This window comes from Pseudomonas sp. 2822-17, assembly GCF_002742485.1.
Taxonomy (GTDB): Bacteria; Pseudomonadota; Gammaproteobacteria; order Pseudomonadales; family Pseudomonadaceae; genus Aquipseudomonas; species Aquipseudomonas cyclaminis.
This window is the reverse complement of sequence record NZ_LJRZ01000455.1, coordinates 53,593-71,852: the sequence shown is the minus strand read 5'-3', so window position 1 is coordinate 71,852 and position 18,260 is coordinate 53,593. Positions and strand designations below refer to the sequence as shown.

The following is an 18,260-nucleotide window of genomic DNA, read 5'->3' as shown; positions in this document are numbered from 1 at the left end:
TGCGCTTGCGGTGCGCTGCTGATCAGAACTCGTGATCAGCGTTATCCGGATTGAGGTCGCTGATGCCCAGCTTGCCCGCTGCGGCTTCGATCGAACCGGTCTGCTTGACCAGCGAGGCGATCGCGTCGCGCACGATCTGGTTGCCTGCGTCATTGCCGGCCGCGATCAACTGGTCGTAGTGCTCACCCTTGTTGGCGTGATCAACGATGACCTGCATCTTGGCTTCGGTCGCAGCCAGGTCTGCCTTCAGCGCGGTGTCGGCAGCCGGATCGGCCTTGGCCACCAGGGATGCCAGGCTCGCGCCGGTCATCTTGGTGCCGTCGACGCGGGTGTACTCGCCCAGGTAGACGTTGCGGATGCCCTTGGCGTCATAGAACTGCGAGTTGTGGGTGTTATCGCTGAAGCAATCGTGTTCGTCTTCCGGCGAGTTGGCTTCCAAGGAAACCTTCATGCGTTCACCGGCCAGTTCGCCGAGGGACAGGCTGCCCATGCCGAACAGCATTTTGCGCAGGCCGTCGGTGGCAGGTTCTGCCTCCAGGGTGGCGCGGTAGTTGTCTTCGACGTTGGGTTTCCAGTTGCCGACCATTTCCTGCAGGTCGCTGACCAGCAGTTGGGTCACGGCGCTCAGGTAGGCACGGCGGCGCTCGTTGTGGCCGCCCGTGGCGCCATCACCGGTCAGGTAGTCCGACGCAGGACGGTTGCCGGCGCCAGGGCCGGTGCCGTTCAGGTCCTGGCCCCAGAGCAGGAATTCGATGGCGTGGTAGCCGGTGGCGACGTTGGCTTCGGAACCGCCCAGCTCATTGAGGCTGGCGAGTTTTTCCGGAGTGATGTCCTTCACGTCGATCTTGTCTTCGCCGACCTGGATCTCGGTGTTGGCGATGATGTTGGCCGTGGCACCTGGGTTACCCAGGGCGTGCTCGTAGGATTTGTCTACGTAGTCGATCAGGCCTTCGTCCAGGGGCCAGGCGTTAACCTGACCTTCCCAATCGTCGATGATGGTGTTGCCGAAGCGGAACACTTCGCTCTGCAGGTACGGCACACGAGCGGCAACCCAGGCGGCACGGGCGGCTTTCAGGGTTTCGTCGTTCGGTTTGGCGAGGAACGCGTCGATAGCGGTCTGCAGGGTTTTCGCCGTGGACTCGGAATCGCTGTACACCGCGAATACCATGTCGGCGTAATGCGCGACCACGGCCTTGGCAGCCGCTTCGTCGACCTTGCCGGCAGGAGTGGCAGCCGCTGGAGCGGTAGTGCTGGCAGCCGGGGTCGGCGCCTGGGGCGCTGCGGCCTTGTCTTTACCTTCGCCGCAACCGGCGAGAGAAATGGCAATGGCCAGCAGACTGGCGGTGGCCAGGGGCATACGAATCATGGCGAACATCCTGCTTCGGTTGTTGATAGGGCGCGCGCGAGAGCGCAAAAACTGCGACATAATGCGAAAGATTTGCATTTTGTGTAAAGGGTTAAACGCGGGAAATATTCAGTATCGTTTTGCCGCGTCAGAGAATGGCTGCGTTATTGCGCTCGGCCTGCTTCAAAAAAACCGCCAGCTCCCGGGCCTGCAGGGGTTTGCTGTAGTAGTAGCCCTGACCTTCATGGCAGCCCTCGGAGATGATGTAAGCCTCCTGCTCGGCGGTTTCCACGCCTTCGGCGATGACCTGCATGCCCAGGCTTTTGCCCAGTTGGATAATCGCCCGCACGATCGTCGCATCGTCGTCATCGTCCAGCAGGTCCTGGACGAAGCTCTTGTCGATCTTGATCTTGTCCAGCGGCAGGCTCTTGAGATAGCTCAGCGATGAATAGCCGGTGCCGAAGTCATCGATGGCGATCAATGCCCCGGAACGGCGCAGGCTCAGCAGGTGCTGGGCGGCCGTGCTGATGTCTTCCATCAGGCCGGTTTCGGTGACTTCCAGCTCCAGGCTGCGCGGCGGTAGCCGGTAGATTTGCATCAGGTTATTGACCACCCGTGGCAACTCGGCGTGGTGCAACTGCACGGTAGACAGGTTGACCGCCATGCGCAGGTCGGTGAAGCCCTGGTCATGCCATTCGCGCAATTGCCGGCAGGCCTGGTCCAGCACCCATTCGCCAATCGGGATGATGGTGCCGTTCTGCTCGGCCAGCGGAATAAACAGGTCCGGCGGCACCAGGCCGTGTTCCGGATGTTGCCAGCGGATCAGCGCCTCTACACCCACTACATGTTGGTCGCGATAGCTGATTTGCGGCTGGTACACCAAGTGGAACTGCTCACGGCCCAAGGCGTCGCGCAGGTCTTTTTCCAGCTCGCGGCGACGGCGCATTTCGCTGTCGACGCTGGCGATATAGAACTGATAGCGGTTGCGCGAACGGCTCTTGGCCAGGGTCATGGTCTGTTCGGCTTTTTGCAGCAACTTCTCGGTGCTGTCGCCGTCTTCCGGGAACAGGGTGATGCCGATGGTGGCGCGCAGGCGAATTTCCTCATGATCGAGGGCAAACTCCGCTTCCAGGTCGTCGAGGATACTTTGCGCCAGCTCCGCCGCTTCGTAGGGCTGGTCAATATCGGCCTGTACCAGGGCGAATTGGTCGCCGCCCAGGCGGGCGAGGGTGCCGAGGCGGCCGCTGTGGGCACGCAACCGGTCTGCCAGGGCCAGCAACAATTTGTCGCCAGCCTGGTAGGTGAACTGCTCGTTGACGCTTTTGAAGTCATCCAGCCCCACGCACAACACCGCCACGCGGCGCTGGCGGCGGCCGGCGTCGATGAGGATCCTGTCCAGTTGCTCCTGCAGTTTCTGGCGATTCGGCAGGCCGGTCAGGAAGTCGTATTGAGCCATGCGCAACAGGCTGCTTTCTGCTTCATGGCGCAGGTGGGTGTTGCGCTCGATGGATTCGAGCAACTGGTTGGCGGTGTTGATCCACAACCCCAACTCGTTGTGCTCGTGGCCCTTGAGTTGCGGGATCTTGTGCTCGCTAGGGCGGTCCGGGTTGATCGACGTCAGGTGCTCGATAATCCGCGAGAGCGGCTTGGTCAGCAGCCAGTGGTAAACCAGGTACAACACCAGGCCCATGGCCAAGGCACGTAACACCCCGGAAATAAAGATGATCACCGAGCTGACAATAAAACCTTTGCCATAGGTGGCCGTGTCCAGAGTGATGCTCAGGTCGCCGTAATACTCGCTGTAGGGGCCCTTACCGACCAATGCGGTGGTGAAGGTGCGTTCCCGTCCCAGGATCAGATCGGTCAACCAGCGGCTGGAGGATTGCTGCAAGGCACGGCTTTTTTCCGCGAGCATGGTTTCGTTGGGATGACCGATGGAGGCCATGCGCACGGCGTCGTCCTGAAACAGCCCTTCGATCACCTGCATACCCATCTCGCGGTCCAGGCTGTAGACGGCCTGGGTCGAGGGGTCGCGAAACATGTCGAGGATGCGCTGGGCATCGCCCGCAACGGCCTGGCGCGTCTTGTACGCATCGAAAACGATCTGCGCCACGCTCAGCGCCACGCCCACGATCAACGCCGACAGCAGCACAACCCGTAGCAACTTCACCGACAAGCTGTTCTTGAGTTCCAGCTTCAAAGGGGCATTCCTTGTCTCATGCGGGTGGCCTTCACTATGCCATGAGTATTGGCAATCTGGTGATGGCAGTCAAAGGGACATTGGGCCATCCGTAAAAAGTTACGAAAAACGGAACCGAAGACTCGGAACTGGCCACCCAAGTCATGAAAGGAATACCCCTTTCACACATTTCGGAGTATTGACGGATGATCGCAGCAGGAGCAGGAATGGCAGCAGCATCGGCGCTGGCCCCTATGGTTCTTCCACTGGTGGGCCAGGCGGCAAGCATGGCAGCGGACCTCGCAAAAACCGTGTTGAGTGGCTCAGTGGGTTCTGCCGGCGGGAGTTCGAGCCAGCCGCCGCAAATCACATTCTAATGGCGCAGGCCTGGTGCCCGCGCCGAAAAGCCCTGAGTGAGGGGGCAAGCAAGACTGCTTGCCCCCTTGAGCTACCAGCGTCTTCTTGTTTATTGCGAGAACGTGACCGTCATCTTTTCAGCCTTTGGCGCGGAAAAATCTACGGGTTTGTCTGAAGCCTCAGTGTCCTCGCCTCCAATTTTCTTTGCCATCGCATCCGCAAAGGGTTGAAGCAGTGGCGCAATCGCCTTGACCACATCTCCCACGACGGGAATGGCTGCTTTCAACAGGTCTCCAACCACCGGAATTGCTGCCGTTGCACCATTAATCATTGTTATTTCTCCGACAGGTAGTAGAGGAAAATTCCTCTCGCTGATTGCGTGGCAAAAACTGCCTGTTGGGTTCCGCCTTTTTTACAGCATAAAAAAGCCCGGCAATCGCCGGGCTCTTTTTACTGCAAGGGTTGCTTAGGCAGTGAAGGTCTTGCCTTCGAACTGCTCAGCCACGAACTTCCAGTTGACCAGGTTCCAGAACGCTTCCACATACTTTGGACGCACGTTGCGGTAGTCGATGTAGTAGGCGTGTTCCCATACGTCGCAGGTCAGCAGCGGGGTGTCGCCGCTGGTCAGCGGGTTGCCGGCGCCGATGGTGCTGGCCAGGGCCAGGGAACCGTCAGCCTTTTTCACCAGCCAGCCCCAACCGGAACCGAAGGTGCCGACGGACGTCTTGGTGAACTCTTCCTTGAACTTGTCGAACGAACCGAACGCAGCGTTGATGGCTTCAGCCAGTGCGCCGGTCGGTTGGCCGCCGGCGTTTGGCGCCAGGCAGTTCCAGTAGAAAGTGTGGTTCCAGACCTGAGCGGCGTTGTTGAAGATGCCGCCCGAAGAGGATTTGACGATCTCTTCCAGGGTCTTGCCTTCGAACTCGGTGCCAGGCACCAGGTTGTTCAGGTTCACGACGTAGGTGTTGTGGTGCTTGTCGTGGTGGTATTCCAAGGTTTCCTTGGAGATGTGCGGCTGCAGGGCATCGTGTGCGTAGGGCAGCGGCGGCAATTCGAAAGCCATGATGATTCTCCTAATCAGGTCAGTTGCGGTGAGCGCAAGGCCGATCACGGGCGGCCAAACAAGCGCCGGGGAGTTTGTACTCTTTGCGGCGCAGGGGCAGGATCATAGCACCGGGGGTGCGGCAAAACCACGCAACAACTGTGTGGAATAGAGGTTCCAGAGCCTTTTGGAATAAGTTCATGGCGCGCTTATTAATTGGTAGGCCACGCTGAACATCATCACCGCCACCAGCAGGTCCAGCAGGCGCCAGGTGGCGGGGCGTGCAAGCCAGGGTGCGAGCCACGCCGCGCCGAGCGCCAGGGTGGTGAACCACAGGAATGATGCGCTTGCGGCCCCGGCGACATAGGCGCCAGGTTCGGTCTGTTGTGCGCCGAGCGAGCCGATCAGCAGCACGGTGTCCAGGTAAACGTGGGGGTTGAGCAGCGTCACCGCCAAGGCACTGAGCAACACGGCGCGCAACGAGCGCACTTTCAGGTTGCCGCCTTGTTCCAGGCTCTGCGTGGAGAACGCCCGACGCAGTGCCAGAGTGCCGTACCACAACAGGAATGCCGCGCCGCCCCAGCGCGCAATCGCCAACAGCAGCGGGTTTTGCGCAAGCACCGTGGCCAGGCCGAACACCCCGGCGGCCACCAGTAGCGCATCACACACCACGCACAATGCCGCCACGGGTAAGTGATGTTCGCGGCGCAGGCTTTGTGCCAGGACAAAGGCGTTCTGGGTGCCAATGGCCATAATCAGGCCGAGGGCGACCAGCAGCCCGTTCAGATAGCTTTGCCACATAGGATTTACTCCGCGTCCGCCGCCAGTTGCCGCAGCACGTGCATTGCGCGCTCGGCATCGGCGCGGCCGACAAACAGATGATCGTGGTAGTAGCCGGTCGGGATCCGATGGTCGGGCAGGGTGCAGAACACGTAGTCACCGTCATTGAGGTGCGGGCTCATGCTGCGCAGCAGGGTTGCCAGGGCGGTTTCGCCAGCCATGGGAGGTTCCTTATAGAGGTAAGCAATGCTGGTCATTCTCACGGGCGAGGCTGTATAAGAAAAATCAATATTGCTGATCGCTCATTAGAGAAACTGATGTTCGACTATAAATTGCTTTCCGCCCTCGCGGCGGTGGTGGAACAGGCTGGCTTCGAACGCGGTGCCCAAGTGCTCGGGCTGTCGCAGTCGGCCATTTCCCAGCGCATCAAGTTATTGGAAGCGCGTATCGGCCAGCCGGTGCTGGTGCGCGCATCACCGCCCACCCCCACCGATATCGGGCGGCGCCTGCTTAACCATGTGCAGCAAGTGCGGTTGCTGGAGCGCGACCTGCAAAGCCAGGTGCCCGCGCTGGACGACGAGGGCATGCCCGAACGCCTGCGCATCGCCCTCAATGCCGACAGCCTTGCGACGTGGTGGGCCGAGGCCGTCAGTGACTTCTGCGCCGAACAGCATTTGTTGCTGGATCTGATTGTGGAAGACCAGACAGTCGGCCTCAAACGCATGCGCGCCGGTGAAGTGGCGGCGTGTATCTGTGCCAGTGAACGCCCGGTGGCCGGAGCCCGCAGCCTGTTGCTGGGCGCCATGCGATATCGGGCGCTGGCCAGTCCGGCCTTTATTGCTCGTCACTTCCCGCAAGGCGTGCGCGCCGATCAACTGGTTCGCACCCCGGCGCTGGTGTTTGGCCCGGATGACTTCCTACAGCACCGCTACCTGGCATCCCTGGGCGTGGACGGCGGTTTCGAACACCATTTATGCCCATCTTCCGAAGGCTTTATCCGCCTGGCGGAATCCGGGCTTGGTTGGGGCCTGGTGCCCGAATTGCAGGTGCGCGACCAACTTGAAAAGGGCGTGCTGGTGGAGTTGTTGCCAGATAAGCCCATCGATGTACCGTTGTACTGGCATCATTGGCGCAGTGGCGGGCAGTTGTTGGGCCTGCTGACCGACCATCTGGCCAAGGCATGTGGCCAATGGTTGGTGCCGTTGGACTGATGGCGGTCGTCAAGGCAGCAGCGATGAAAAACGAAAGAACACGGGGTAATACATGAAGATTCTGGTCACCGGCGCAAGCGGCTTCATCGGCGGGCGCTTTGCGCGTTTCGCCCTGGAGCAGGGCCTGGACGTGCGGGTCAACGGGCGGCGCGCCGAGGGTGTGGAGCACCTGGTACGGCGCGGTGCCGAGTTTATCCAGGGTGATCTGAATGACGCCGACCTGGTGCGCGACCTGTGCCGCGATGTCGAAGCCGTGGTGCACTGCGCCGGTGCCGTGGGGCTGTGGGGGCGTTACCAGGACTTTCACCAGGGCAACGTGCTGGTCACCGAAAACGTTGTCGAGGCCTGCCTTAAACAGCGGGTCGGGCGCCTTGTGCACCTGTCGTCGCCGTCGATCTATTTTGATGGCCGTGATCATTTGGGCCTGACCGAAGAACAAGTGCCCAAGCGCTTCAAGCATCCCTACGCCGCGACCAAATACCTGGCGGAGCAGAAGGTGTTCGGCGCCCAGGAGTTCGGTCTCGAAGTGCTGGCCCTGCGCCCGCGTTTCGTCACCGGCGCCGGGGACATGAGCATCTTCCCGCGCCTGTTGAAAATGCAGCGCAAGAAGCGCCTGGCGATCGTCGGTGACGGCCTGAACAAGGTCGACTTCACCAGCATTCACAACCTCAACGAAGCCCTGCTCAGCAGCTTGCTGGCGCCCGGCTCGGCGTTGGGCCGGGCCTACAACATCAGCACCGGCGCGCCCGTGCCGGTGTGGGATGTCGTGAACTACGTGATGCGCCAAATGGAATTGCCCCAGGTCACCCGATATCGGTCCTATGGTTTGTCCTACAGCGTGGCGGCGCTGAACGAGGCCGTCTGCGCGATGTGGCCTGGGCGGCCGGAACCCGCGTTGTCGCGCCTGGGCATGCAAGTGATGAACAAAGATTTCACCCTCGACATCAGCCGCGCCAGGCATTATCTGGATTACGAGCCCAAGGTCAGCCTGTGGACCGCCCTCGACGAGTTCTGCGGTTGGTGGAAGGCCCAGGATCCAGGGTTCAAGTAAGGTCACACCAGGCAACACATGGGGAACCGAATTCGCGGTTCCGAGTCGATCAGTGCGACGGGGCTGCGGTTTATACTCCCGTCGTTCGGCGTTCCAGCCACTTCAGCGATTCAGGGTTGATTCATGCGTAACGATGCTAAAGACGACTTCGACAACGTTCCCAGCCTGCGGGCCGATACTGGGGATGACGACGATTTCGAACCTTCCCCGGCCACCTCGGTGCGTTCGCGCAACACGCCAGTGGTCAAGGTCAAGGGCGCCAACACCGGCCCGCTGTGGGCATTGATCGGCGCGCTGCTGATCGCCTTTGCCGGCCTGGCCTGGTGGAGCTTCCAGCAGATATCCCTGATGGGCCAGCAATTGGTTGCCACCCAGGAAAGTTTTGCACGCATCAGCGAAGAAGCGGCGGGGCGCCTGCAGGATATTTCCGGCAAGGTCGTCGCCAGTGAAGCCAGCGTGAACAACGGCAGCGAAGCATTGAAACTGCAGATCAAGCAGTTGGAAAGCCAACTGCTGGAGCAGGGCAAGCAGCAGCTCGGCGTCGCCGGCCAGGCCACCGAACTGGACAAACGCCTCGCCCAAATGACAGCCAGCACCACCGAGCTGTCGAGCGCCAACGCCAAGCTGCAAGGCCAGGTCCAGGCCCTGACCGACGCGGTAGCCACGCTCAAGGCGGCACAGGGTGATGCGGGCAAGCGCGACACAGAGATCAAAGAGCTGGTCGCCGACGTTGCTGCGTTGAAAAAACAAGGCAACCCAAGCGCCGCCATCGCGCGTCTTGAGCAGGATTTGGTGGTGCTCAAAAGCGCGCAGGACAACCAGCCGGCCAATAGCGATGCGCCGACCAACAAAGAGTTCGACGTGTTCCGCATCCAGACCACGCGCAATATCACTACGTTGCAAAGCCAGGTGCAGAACCTGCAGCAACAGCTCAACGCGCCGGCGAAGGTCACCCCGCTGGGCCAATGACGTCTGGCATCCGGGGTGACTGACCCTTGTGGTGAGCCCGCTCACCACTGGAGTCATCTGTCCTTTTGCAATGTCACCACTTGGTGACATTTCCCATCCCCTTCGTTACTTGCCCACCTCCCGCCCTTGTTTAGACTCCGGTCATCCCACAAAAAATAATAAGGGCCACCCATGACCATGCAACCACTGCCTGCCAGCAGTTGGCTTAACGCGCCTGCCCACCATGCCTGGCTCGCTGCCGAAGGCCAGCGCCTGCTGTCATTTGCCAAGGCGTCGCGCCTGCCAGAAGGGTTTGGCAACCTTGACGACAAAGGCCAACTGCCGGCCAATGCCCACGCCGAAACCATGAACACCGCCCGCATGACCCACAGCTTCGCCATGGCCCACGCCATGGGTCTGCCGGGCTATGCGGAGCTGGTCGAGCACGGGGTCGCGGCCCTCAGTGGCCCTTTGCGTGATAGCAAGCACGGCGGTTGGTTCGCCACGCCCCAGGCCCAGGATGGCAACACCGGCAAGGCCGCCTACCTGCATGCGTTCGTCGCCCTGGCGGCCAGCTCGGCCGTGGTGGCGGGCGCGGCGGGTGCACAAAACCTGCTCAATGACGCGACCCACATCATCGACCAGTTTTTCTGGAGCGAAGAAGAGGGCGTGATGCTCGAATCCTTTGCTCAGGACTGGAGCGGCGTCGAAGCCTATCGCGGCGCCAACAGCAATATGCACGCGACCGAAGCCTTCCTCGCCCTGGCCGATGTGACGGGCGATACCCGCTGGCTGGACCGTGCGCTGCGGATCGTCGAGCGCGTGATTCACACCCATGCGGCCAGCAACCAGTTCATGGTCATCGAGCATTTCGACCCGCACTGGCAACCGCTGCTCAACTACAACGAAGACAACCGCGCCGACGGCTTCCGCCCCTATGGCATCACCCCCGGCCACGGTTTTGAATGGGCGCGGCTGGTGCTGCACCTGGAAGCCGCTCGCCTGCAAGCCGGGCTTGTCACGCCAGAGTGGCTGGTGAGCGACGCCGAGGGCCTGTTCGCCAGTGCCTGCGAATATGCCTGGGCCGTGGATGGCGCCCCCGGCATCGTCTATACCCTGGACTGGCACCACCAGCCGGTGGTGTGCGAACGCCTGCATTGGACGCACGCTGAGGCCAGCGCTGCAGCCCAAGCCTTGCTTAAACGCACGGGCGAACTGCATTACGAGACCTGGTATCGGCGCTTCTGGGAGTTCTGCGAAACCCACTTTATCGACCGTATCCACGGCAGTTGGCACCACGAACTCAATCCGGACAACCAGCCCAGCAGCAACATCTGGGGTGGCAAGCCGGACCTGTACCATGCCTGGCAAGCGGTGGTGCTGCCTGCACTGCCCTTGGCGCCGAGCATGACCAGCGCGTTGAGTGCTGGGCGCTATGTCACCAAGTGGTGACATTTGTGCATCCCTTTGTTACCTGCGCTCGAAAAAACCATGTTTAAACTCCGTGCAGCGCAAGCCCTAGACTTGCATGCATAACAACAAGAAAAGGTATTCAGATGAACGCGATTAATCGCCTCGCCGTAGCTATTTCCGTTGCCTCGTTGTTTCCCCTCAGTGCATTTGCCGCCGACTCCAAAGGGACGGTTGAAGTTGTGCATTGGTGGACCTCGGGTGGCGAAAAAGCGGCTGTAGATGTCCTGAAGGCCCAAGTTGAGAAAGACGGCTTCACCTGGAAAGACGGTGCCGTCGCAGGTGGCGGTGGCGCCACGGCCATGACCGTGCTGAAAAGCCGCGCGGTCGCCGGCAACCCGCCCGGCGTTGCCCAGATCAAAGGTCCCGACATCCAGGAATGGGCGTCCACCGGTCTGCTCGACACCGACGTGCTCAAAGACGTCGCCAAAGCAGAAAAATGGGATTCTCTGCTCGACAAGAAAGTCTCCGACACCGTGAAGTACGACGGTGACTACGTTGCCGTACCGGTCAACATCCACCGTGTGAACTGGCTGTGGATCAACCCGGAAGTCTTCAAGAAAGCCGGCATCACCAAGAACCCGACCACCCTCGAAGAATTCTACGCAGCCGGCGACAAGCTCAAGGCCGCAGGCTTCATCCCGCTTGCCCACGGTGGTCAGCCTTGGCAGGACAGCACCGTGTTTGAAGCGGTCGTGCTTTCGGTGATGGGTGCCGATGGTTACAAAAAAGCCCTGGTCGACCTGGACAACGCTGCGCTGACTGGCCCGGAAATGGTCAAGTCCCTCACCGAGCTGAAGAAAGTCGCGACCTACATGGACGTCGATGGCAAAGGCCAGGACTGGAACCTCGAAGCTGGCAAAGTCATCAACGGCAAGGCCGGTATGCAGATCATGGGTGACTGGGCCAAGTCCGAATGGACCGCCGCCAAGAAAGTCGCCGGCAAGGATTACGAGTGCGTAGCCTTCCCGGGCACCGACAAAGCCTTCACCTACAACATCGACTCCCTGGCAGTGTTCAAGCAGAAAGACAAAGGCACCGCCGCCGGTCAGCAGGACATCGCCAAAGTCGTGCTGGGTGAAAACTTCCAGAAGGTGTTCAGCATCAACAAGGGCTCGATCCCTGTTCGTACCGACATGCTCAACGAAATGGACAAGCTCGGCTTCGACTCCTGCGCCCAGACTGCCGCCAAGGACTTCCTGGCAGACGCCAAGTCCGGCGGCCTGCAACCAAGCATGGCGCATAACATGGCCACCACCCTGGCTGTGCAAGGTGCGTTCTTTGATGTCGTGACCAACTTCATCAACGACCCGAAAGCCGACCCGGCCGACACCGCCAAGAAGCTCGGCGCTGCGATCAAGTCAGCCAAGTAACAGCTGACCTTGTGAGGGGGACCCCTGACCCCTCACAAGGCCTGTTTCTGTAGTCCTTTTTTCCCTGTATTGGATTTTCCCATGAGTTCTGTTGCTGTGTTCAGCAAAGCCTCGCCGTTCGATGCACTGCAGCGCTGGCTACCCAAATTGGTGCTGGCGCCCAGCATGTTCATCGTGTTGGTGGGCTTCTACGGCTACATCCTGTGGACGTTTGTGCTGTCGTTCACCACGTCTACGTTCCTGCCGAGCTACAAGTGGGCGGGCCTGGCGCAGTACGAGCGTTTATTCGACAACGATCGCTGGTGGGTGGCGAGCAAGAACCTGGCGCTGTTTGGCGGCATGTTTATCGGCATCACCCTGGTGATCGGCGTGACCCTGGCGATCTTCCTCGACCAGAAAATCCGTCGCGAAGGCTTCATCCGCACTATTTACCTGTACCCGATGGCGCTCTCGATGATCGTCACCGGTACCGCCTGGAAATGGCTGCTCAACCCGGGCATGGGCCTGGACAAACTCCTGCGTGACTGGGGCTGGGAAGGCTTCCGTCTCGATTGGCTGATCGACCCGGACCGTGTGGTCTATTGCCTAGTGATCGCCGCTGTCTGGCAAGCCTCCGGTTTCATCATGGCAATGTTCCTTGCCGGTTTGCGTGGCGTTGATCAATCGATCATCCGTGCCGCCCAGATCGACGGCGCGAGCCTGCCGCGCATCTACTGGAGCGTGGTGTTGCCTAGCCTGCGTCCGGTGTTTTTCAGTGCGGTGATGATCCTGGCGCACATTGCGATCAAGAGCTTCGACCTGGTGGCGGCCATGACCGCGGGTGGTCCGGGCTATTCGTCCGACCTGCCGGCGATGTTCATGTATTCGTTCACCTTCAGCCGTGGCCAGATGGGCATGGGCTCTGCCAGTGCCATCCTGATGCTCGGTGCGATCCTCGCGATCATCGTGCCTTACCTCTACTCCGAGCTGAGGACCAAGCGTAATGACTAGTCTCGCTAACAAACCGGCCATCAGCCTGAGCCGCGTTGCGATCTACGCGGTGCTGATCCTTGCGGTGCTGCTGTATCTGGTGCCGCTGGTGGTGATGCTGCTCACCAGCTTCAAAACCCCGGAAGACATCACCAACGGCAACCTGCTGAGCTGGCCCACCGTGGTCACCGGCATTGGCTGGGTCAAGGCCTGGGACACCGTCGATGGTTACTTCTGGAACTCGATCAAGATCACCGTTCCCGCCGTACTCATTTCCACCGCCATCGGCGCATTGAACGGCTATGTGCTGTCGTTCTGGCGCTTCCGTGGTTCGCAGCTGTTCTTCGGCCTGCTGTTGTTCGGCTGCTTCCTGCCGTTCCAGACCGTGCTGCTGCCGGCGTCGTTCACCCTCGGCAAGATGGGCCTGGCGAGCACCACCACCGGCTTGGTGTTCATCCATGTGGTCTACGGCCTGGCGTTCACCACGCTGTTCTTCCGTAACTACTACGTGAGCATTCCGGACGCGCTGATCAAGGCCGCGCGCCTGGACGGTGCGGGATTCTTCACCATCTTCCGTCAGATCATTCTGCCGATGTCGACACCGATCATCATGGTCTGCCTGATCTGGCAGTTCACCCAGATCTGGAACGACTTCCTGTTCGGCGTGGTGTTCTCCAGTGGCGACTCCCAGCCCATCACGGTGGCGCTGAACAACCTGGTCAACACCAGCACCGGGGCCAAGGAATATAACGTGGATATGGCGGCGGCGATGATCGCCGGGCTGCCGACCCTGCTGGTCTATGTGATCGCAGGCAAGTATTTCGTGCGCGGCCTCACGGCCGGCGCGGTCAAGGGGTAATCATGGCTACGCTTGAACTTCGCAATGTAAACAAGACCTATGGCGCCGGCCTGCCCGACACCTTGAAGAACATCGAACTGTCGATCAAGGAAGGTGAATTCCTGATCCTGGTCGGTCCTTCGGGCTGCGGTAAATCCACGCTGATGAACTGCATCGCCGGCCTTGAGACCATCACCGGCGGCGCGATCATGATCGGTGATCAAGACGTCAGCGGCATGAGCCCCAAGGACCGCGACATCGCTATGGTGTTTCAGTCCTACGCGCTGTACCCGACCATGAGCGTGCGCGAGAACATCGAATTCGGCCTGAAGATCCGCAAGATGCCTCAAGCCGACATCGACGCCGAAGTCGCGCGCGTGGCCAAGCTGCTGCAGATCGAACACCTGCTCAACCGCAAGCCGGGCCAACTCTCCGGCGGCCAGCAGCAGCGCGTGGCCATGGGCCGGGCGTTGGCGCGTCGGCCGAAGATCTATCTGTTCGACGAACCGCTCTCCAACCTCGACGCCAAGCTGCGCGTCGAGATGCGCACCGAAATGAAACTGATGCACCAGCGCCTCAAGACCACCACGGTCTACGTGACCCACGACCAGATCGAAGCCATGACCCTGGGCGATAAAGTGGCGGTGATGAAGGACGGCATCATCCAGCAGTTCGGCACGCCGAAAGAGATTTACAACAACCCGGCCAACCAGTTTGTGGCGAGCTTTATCGGCTCGCCGCCGATGAACTTTGTGCCGCTGCGCCTGCAACGCAAGGACGGTCGCCTGGTGGCTCTGCTCGACAGCGGCCAGGCGCGTTGTGAGCTGGCGCTGAACGTGACAGATGCCGGCCTGGAAGACCGCGACGTGATCCTGGGCCTGCGCCCGGAGCAAATCCTGTTGGCAGCGGGCGAGGGCGACAGTGCGTCGAGCATTCGTGCCGAAGTCCAGGTCACCGAGCCGACCGGGCCGGACACCCTGGTGTTCGTGCAACTCAACGACACCAAAGTCTGCTGCCGCCTGGCGCCCGATGTGGCACCTCAGGTGGGCGAGACCCTGACCCTGCAATTCGATCCGGCCAAGGTGCTGCTGTTTGACGCCAACACCGGTGAGCGTCTGGGCACGGCTACTTCAGTGCCGACACAGGGGCACGCCGATAACGTGGCCCAATTCAAGGGTCGCTGAACGAGATAAGTTGTTGTTTTAGTTAAAAAATGTAACCCGCGTTAGATAAAAACAGTTTAATAACAATAAAGACGAGGATGTAGGGATGAAAAAGCAACACAACAACACCCGGCTGATCTGCCAACTGTCAGCTGCAGCAGCCCTTGTATTGTCCGCCAATGCGATGGCGGCCGATGCGTTCAGCGCCGATTCCAAATGGATGACCGGCGATTGGGGCGGCGAGCGTACCAAGCTGATCGAGCAAGGTATCGATATCAAGGCCGACTACGTAGGGGAAATGGGCTACAACGCCCACGGTGGTTACAACAACGACAAGACCGGTCGCTACGCTGACCAGTTCGGTCTGGGCGTTGCCCTGGACCTGCAAAAACTGTGGGGCTGGGACAACACCCAGGCCAAGATCCAGTTCACCAACCGTAATGGCCAGAACATCTCCAACGACCGCATTGGCGACCCGCGTGCCGGCACGCTCAGCTCGTCGATGGAAGTCTACGGCCGTGGCCACATGGTGCGTCTGACCCAGTTCTGGATCCAGCACCAGATGTTCGACAACAAGTTGGACGTCAAGCTCGGCTATTTCGGTGAAGGCGAAGACTTCAACACCTTCCCATGCGACTTCCAGAACCTGTCGTTCTGCGGCTCGCAAGTGGGTAACTACGTCAGCACCTGGTACAACTGGCCGGTCAGCCAGGCCGCGATCCGCGTGAAGTACAACATCACGCCTGAGCTGTATGCGCAAATCGGCGCGTACAACCAGAACCCGTCGCAACTGGAGCACGGCAACGGCTTCAAGCTGAGTGGCAGCGGCACCAAAGGCACTGTGATCCCGGTGGAATTGGTCTGGTCGCCGAAGGTTAACAATCTGCCGGGCGAATACCGTGTGGGTTACTACAAGAGCGCCGCTGACGCCAGCGACGTTCGTGAAGACGTCAACGGTAACGATGCTGCCACTACTGGCGCAGACTACCGTACCCGCAGCAGCAAAAAAGGCTACTGGTTTGTTGCCCAGCAGCAACTCACCAGCCACAACGGTGACTCTTCCCGTGGCCTGAACATTGCCGCCAATGCCACGTTCCACGACAAGGAAACCAACACCGTCGACAACTACCAGTCGATCATGCTGGTGTACAAAGGCCCATTCGATGCGCGTCCAAAAGATGACGTCGGTATTGGTGCCGCGCGTCTGCACGTCAACGATGACGTGAAGAAAGACGCCGAACTGCTCAATGTCTCCAACGGCGTGAGCGACTATGACAACCCGCTGTACCGGCCGATCCGCGAGACCGAGTACAACTTCGAAATCAACTACGGTTTCCACGTCACCAACTGGCTGACCGTGCGTCCCAACCTGCAATACGTTGTCCAGCCGGGCGGCGTGGATAAAGTCGACAACGCGCTGGTGGCTGGCCTGAAAATTCAGTCTACGTTCTAACGCTGTTGCGATAAGCTCCTTCTCTCTGTGCGCATTTGCGGGTAGCCATGGCTATCCGCTTTTTTTTGGGCTGCACTGTGATATTCAGGACCGTGGCACATGCATGAGCATCCGCTGCAACGCTTTTTCAAATCCCTGCGCGAGCGTCCGGTGTTCGCCTGGGAGCGCTTTCAGATGCGCGATGTGTTGGTGATTGACCACCCGCTGTGCCAGGCGGTGTTCAGCCGCCAGGGTGCGCAACTGTTGCATTTCCAACCCCGTGGCCAGAAACCCTGGTTGTGGTGCGCGGCCAAGTGGCCGCAAGTCGGCGCCATCCGTGGCGGCGTGCCGGTGTGCTGGCCGTGGTATGGCCGCCATCCGAGCGAAAACGCATGGCCATCTCACGGCTGGGCGCGGTTGATCGACTGGAAGCTCCTCGACAGCAGCACCGACGACGACGGCGTGCGTCTGCACTGGCAATTGCAGCTGTGCGACTGGCAGGTCGACCTGCACGCGCACCTGGGCGACACCCTGGAACTGCGCCTGAGCACCGAGCATCAGGACGAACTCCCGTGCCAGTTGAGCCATGCTTTGCACGCTTACTGGCGTATTGGTCACGTCGACGAGATAGCGCTGTCTGGGCTCGACGGTGCGCAAGGTTATGACCAGCTCAGTCGCCAGGTTTGCCAGCAGGAAGGCGAATTGCGGGTGGACGGTGGGTGTCAGCGGGTGTTCCAGCACGAGGGTGAATTGCAGCTCAAGGATCATGCTTGGCAGCGTGAACTGTGCATCGACACGGGTGACAGTGCGGACACCGTGGTCTGGCATCCGGGCAGCCGGCCGTTGCTGGGCGTGAGCTTCAACGAGGCGTCGGGGTTTGTGTGTGTGGAATCGGCGATGGCCGGGGCCAGTTTGGCGCCGGGGGAGAGGGCGCATTTGAGTTTGCAGGCTCGGGCTGGGGTTTAGCGGTGTGGCTGATGGCCCTATCGGGGGCAAGCCCCCTCCCACACTTTGACCTGTGAATACATTTCAAATGTGGGAGGGGGCTTGCCCCCGATAGGGCCAGTAAAGCCAACACACATGCTGGCTTAGTTAAACTCATCCCCCACCGGATACCGGCTGTCATTCAAGCTCTCTTTGATCTTGCGCAAATGCGGCTGGAAATCCACGCCTCGGCGCAAGGTCATGCCGGTCGCCAGCACATCCAGCACCGTCAATTGGATGATCCGCGAGGTCATCGGCATGTAGATGTCGGTGTCTTCCGGCAGCGGAATGTTCAAACTCACGGTGCTGGCCTTGGCCAGCGGTGAGTTCTCTGCGGTGACACCCAGTACTGACGCACCGTTTTCCCGCGCAATACGCGCCACTTCCACCAGCTCGCGGGTACGCCCGGTGTAGGAAATAATCACGAACAGCTCGCCCGTATGCGCCACCGAGGCGATCATGCGTTGCATCAGCACGTCGGCATGGGCGGTCACTGACAGGTTGAAGCGGAAGAATTTGTGCAGCGCATCCATGGCCACCGGCGCCGAGGCGCCCAGGCCGAAGAAGTGGATCTGCCGCGCCTGGATCAACAGGTCTACGGCCTTGCTGATCAGGTTCGGGTCCAGGGCCTGGCAGGCGCTGTCCAGGGAGGCGATGGCGCTGCCAAAGATCTTCTGGGTGTAGGCCTCGGGGTTATCATCGGCTTCCACTGCGCGGCTGACATACGCCGCGCCGCTGGCCAGGCTTTGCGCCAGCTGCAATTTAAGTTCAGGGTAACCGCTGACGCCGAATGAACGGCAGAAACGGTTGACCGTCGGTTCACTGACCGAAGCGGCCTGGGCAAGGGCGGCGATAGAGAAGCGGGTCGCCTGCTGCGGGTTGAGCAGGATGACCTCGGCGACTTTTTTCTCGGCCTTGTTTAATTCTTCGAGGCGGTTCCGGATCTGTTCCAGAAGATTTCGCACGCGGTCCATTCAGTCTTTCCTTCGGGCGACGATGCAAATAAAGGGCGGTAGCCAATCGACGAGTGGCATTTCGCGGTGGCCTATCCTACTGAGGGTAGCTGAACACCACCACTCGGAATGCGTATTTCGGGAAAATGTTGTGGTTATTACTAC

The 18,260-nt window shown here is 60.3% G+C and carries 17 protein-coding genes; 10 read left to right on the top strand and 7 right to left on the bottom strand.

The features are described from left to right. Positions 1-22 precede the first annotated feature (22 nt). The 6 genes from AOA60_RS17090 to AOA60_RS17065 form a co-directional block, all read right to left on the bottom strand. Complete coding sequence (locus AOA60_RS17090; protein ID WP_099585454.1) at positions 23-1,366, bottom strand: imelysin family protein; 1,344 nt, start codon at positions 1,364-1,366, stop codon at positions 23-25. A 127-nt stretch (positions 1,367-1,493) separates the two neighbouring features. Beyond that, on the bottom strand, positions 1,494-3,545 hold the full coding sequence (locus AOA60_RS17085; protein ID WP_099585453.1) for a bifunctional diguanylate cyclase/phosphodiesterase: 2,052 nt from the start codon (positions 3,543-3,545) through the stop codon (positions 1,494-1,496). Between the two features lie 445 nt (positions 3,546-3,990). After that, complete coding sequence (locus tag AOA60_RS17080) at positions 3,991-4,212, bottom strand: hypothetical protein (protein WP_099585452.1); 222 nt, start codon at positions 4,210-4,212, stop codon at positions 3,991-3,993. Positions 4,213-4,347: 135 nt separating this feature from the next. Next, positions 4,348-4,944: a superoxide dismutase gene (locus AOA60_RS17075; protein ID WP_003212997.1), complete on the bottom strand. Its 597-nt coding sequence runs from the start codon at positions 4,942-4,944 to the stop codon at positions 4,348-4,350. A 177-nt stretch (positions 4,945-5,121) separates the two neighbouring features. Further along, positions 5,122-5,724, bottom strand: coding sequence for a LysE/ArgO family amino acid transporter (locus tag AOA60_RS17070; RefSeq protein WP_099585451.1), 603 nt, complete (start codon positions 5,722-5,724; stop codon positions 5,122-5,124). A 5-nt stretch (positions 5,725-5,729) separates the two neighbouring features. Beyond that, a complete protein-coding gene (locus AOA60_RS17065; protein WP_099585450.1) occupies positions 5,730-5,924 on the bottom strand; it encodes an ACT domain-containing protein in 195 nt (64 codons plus the stop codon). Positions 5,925-6,020: 96 nt separating this feature from the next. Between AOA60_RS17065 and AOA60_RS17060 the strand changes: the two genes are divergently transcribed. From AOA60_RS17060 to AOA60_RS17015, 10 genes are all read left to right on the top strand, one after another. Continuing rightward, positions 6,021-6,914, top strand: coding sequence for a LysR family transcriptional regulator ArgP (locus AOA60_RS17060; protein WP_099585449.1), 894 nt, complete (start codon positions 6,021-6,023; stop codon positions 6,912-6,914). Positions 6,915-6,966: 52 nt separating this feature from the next. Next, on the top strand, positions 6,967-7,965 hold the full coding sequence (locus tag AOA60_RS17055; protein ID WP_099585448.1) for an NAD(P)-dependent oxidoreductase: 999 nt from the start codon (positions 6,967-6,969) through the stop codon (positions 7,963-7,965). Positions 7,966-8,088: 123 nt separating this feature from the next. Beyond that, positions 8,089-8,934, top strand: a complete 846-nt coding sequence (locus tag AOA60_RS17050) for an ATPase (RefSeq protein ID WP_099585447.1) — start codon at positions 8,089-8,091, stop codon at positions 8,932-8,934. A gap of 171 nt (positions 8,935-9,105) precedes the next feature. Further along, the gene (locus AOA60_RS17045) at positions 9,106-10,365 is read left to right on the top strand and encodes an AGE family epimerase/isomerase (protein WP_099585446.1); all 1,260 of its coding nucleotides are present in this window, start codon (positions 9,106-9,108) and stop codon (positions 10,363-10,365) included. A 104-nt stretch (positions 10,366-10,469) separates the two neighbouring features. Next, a complete protein-coding gene (locus AOA60_RS17040) occupies positions 10,470-11,756 on the top strand; it encodes an ABC transporter substrate-binding protein (protein WP_099585445.1) in 1,287 nt (428 codons plus the stop codon). An 81-nt stretch (positions 11,757-11,837) separates the two neighbouring features. Then, positions 11,838-12,746, top strand: coding sequence for a carbohydrate ABC transporter permease (locus tag AOA60_RS17035; protein ID WP_003175732.1), 909 nt, complete (start codon positions 11,838-11,840; stop codon positions 12,744-12,746). Then, a complete protein-coding gene (locus tag AOA60_RS17030; RefSeq protein ID WP_099585444.1) occupies positions 12,739-13,584 on the top strand; it encodes a carbohydrate ABC transporter permease in 846 nt (281 codons plus the stop codon). The genes AOA60_RS17035 and AOA60_RS17030 overlap by 8 nt, the downstream gene beginning before the upstream one ends. 2 nt (positions 13,585-13,586) lie before the next feature. Continuing rightward, the gene (locus AOA60_RS17025; RefSeq protein WP_099585443.1) at positions 13,587-14,747 is read left to right on the top strand and encodes an ABC transporter ATP-binding protein; all 1,161 of its coding nucleotides are present in this window, start codon (positions 13,587-13,589) and stop codon (positions 14,745-14,747) included. Positions 14,748-14,832: 85 nt separating this feature from the next. Beyond that, the gene (locus AOA60_RS17020) at positions 14,833-16,179 is read left to right on the top strand and encodes a carbohydrate porin (RefSeq protein ID WP_099585442.1); all 1,347 of its coding nucleotides are present in this window, start codon (positions 14,833-14,835) and stop codon (positions 16,177-16,179) included. Positions 16,180-16,278: 99 nt separating this feature from the next. Then, positions 16,279-17,124 carry a D-hexose-6-phosphate mutarotase gene (locus AOA60_RS17015; protein WP_099585441.1) on the top strand — a complete coding sequence of 282 codons (846 nt, stop codon included), beginning with the start codon at positions 16,279-16,281 and terminating at the stop codon, positions 17,122-17,124. A 122-nt stretch (positions 17,125-17,246) separates the two neighbouring features. On the opposite strand, the gene AOA60_RS17010 is transcribed toward AOA60_RS17015, so the two are convergent. Then, positions 17,247-18,107 (bottom strand): MurR/RpiR family transcriptional regulator, encoded by an 861-nt coding sequence (locus AOA60_RS17010; protein WP_169851198.1) that lies wholly within the window; start codon positions 18,105-18,107, stop codon positions 17,247-17,249. Between the last annotated feature and the right edge of the window lie 153 nt (positions 18,108-18,260).

Coding starts and splice junctions, on each gene's coding strand:
- AOA60_RS17090 (WP_099585454.1), bottom strand. CDS start 1,366: ATGATTCGTATGCCCCTGGCCACCGCCAGTCTGCTGGCCATTGCCATT.
- AOA60_RS17025 (WP_099585443.1), top strand. CDS start 13,587: ATGGCTACGCTTGAACTTCGCAATGTAAACAAGACCTATGGCGCCGGC.
- AOA60_RS17080 (WP_099585452.1), bottom strand. CDS start 4,212: ATGATTAATGGTGCAACGGCAGCAATTCCGGTGGTTGGAGACCTGTTG.
- AOA60_RS17055 (WP_099585448.1), top strand. CDS start 6,967: ATGAAGATTCTGGTCACCGGCGCAAGCGGCTTCATCGGCGGGCGCTTT.
- AOA60_RS17060 (WP_099585449.1), top strand. CDS start 6,021: ATGTTCGACTATAAATTGCTTTCCGCCCTCGCGGCGGTGGTGGAACAG.
- AOA60_RS17020 (WP_099585442.1), top strand. CDS start 14,833: ATGAAAAAGCAACACAACAACACCCGGCTGATCTGCCAACTGTCAGCT.
- AOA60_RS17040 (WP_099585445.1), top strand. CDS start 10,470: ATGAACGCGATTAATCGCCTCGCCGTAGCTATTTCCGTTGCCTCGTTG.
- AOA60_RS17015 (WP_099585441.1), top strand. CDS start 16,279: ATGCATGAGCATCCGCTGCAACGCTTTTTCAAATCCCTGCGCGAGCGT.
- AOA60_RS17070 (WP_099585451.1), bottom strand. CDS start 5,724: ATGTGGCAAAGCTATCTGAACGGGCTGCTGGTCGCCCTCGGCCTGATT.
- AOA60_RS17075 (WP_003212997.1), bottom strand. CDS start 4,944: ATGGCTTTCGAATTGCCGCCGCTGCCCTACGCACACGATGCCCTGCAG.
- AOA60_RS17065 (WP_099585450.1), bottom strand. CDS start 5,924: ATGGCTGGCGAAACCGCCCTGGCAACCCTGCTGCGCAGCATGAGCCCG.
- AOA60_RS17045 (WP_099585446.1), top strand. CDS start 9,106: ATGACCATGCAACCACTGCCTGCCAGCAGTTGGCTTAACGCGCCTGCC.
- AOA60_RS17050 (WP_099585447.1), top strand. CDS start 8,089: ATGCGTAACGATGCTAAAGACGACTTCGACAACGTTCCCAGCCTGCGG.
- AOA60_RS17035 (WP_003175732.1), top strand. CDS start 11,838: ATGAGTTCTGTTGCTGTGTTCAGCAAAGCCTCGCCGTTCGATGCACTG.
- AOA60_RS17030 (WP_099585444.1), top strand. CDS start 12,739: ATGACTAGTCTCGCTAACAAACCGGCCATCAGCCTGAGCCGCGTTGCG.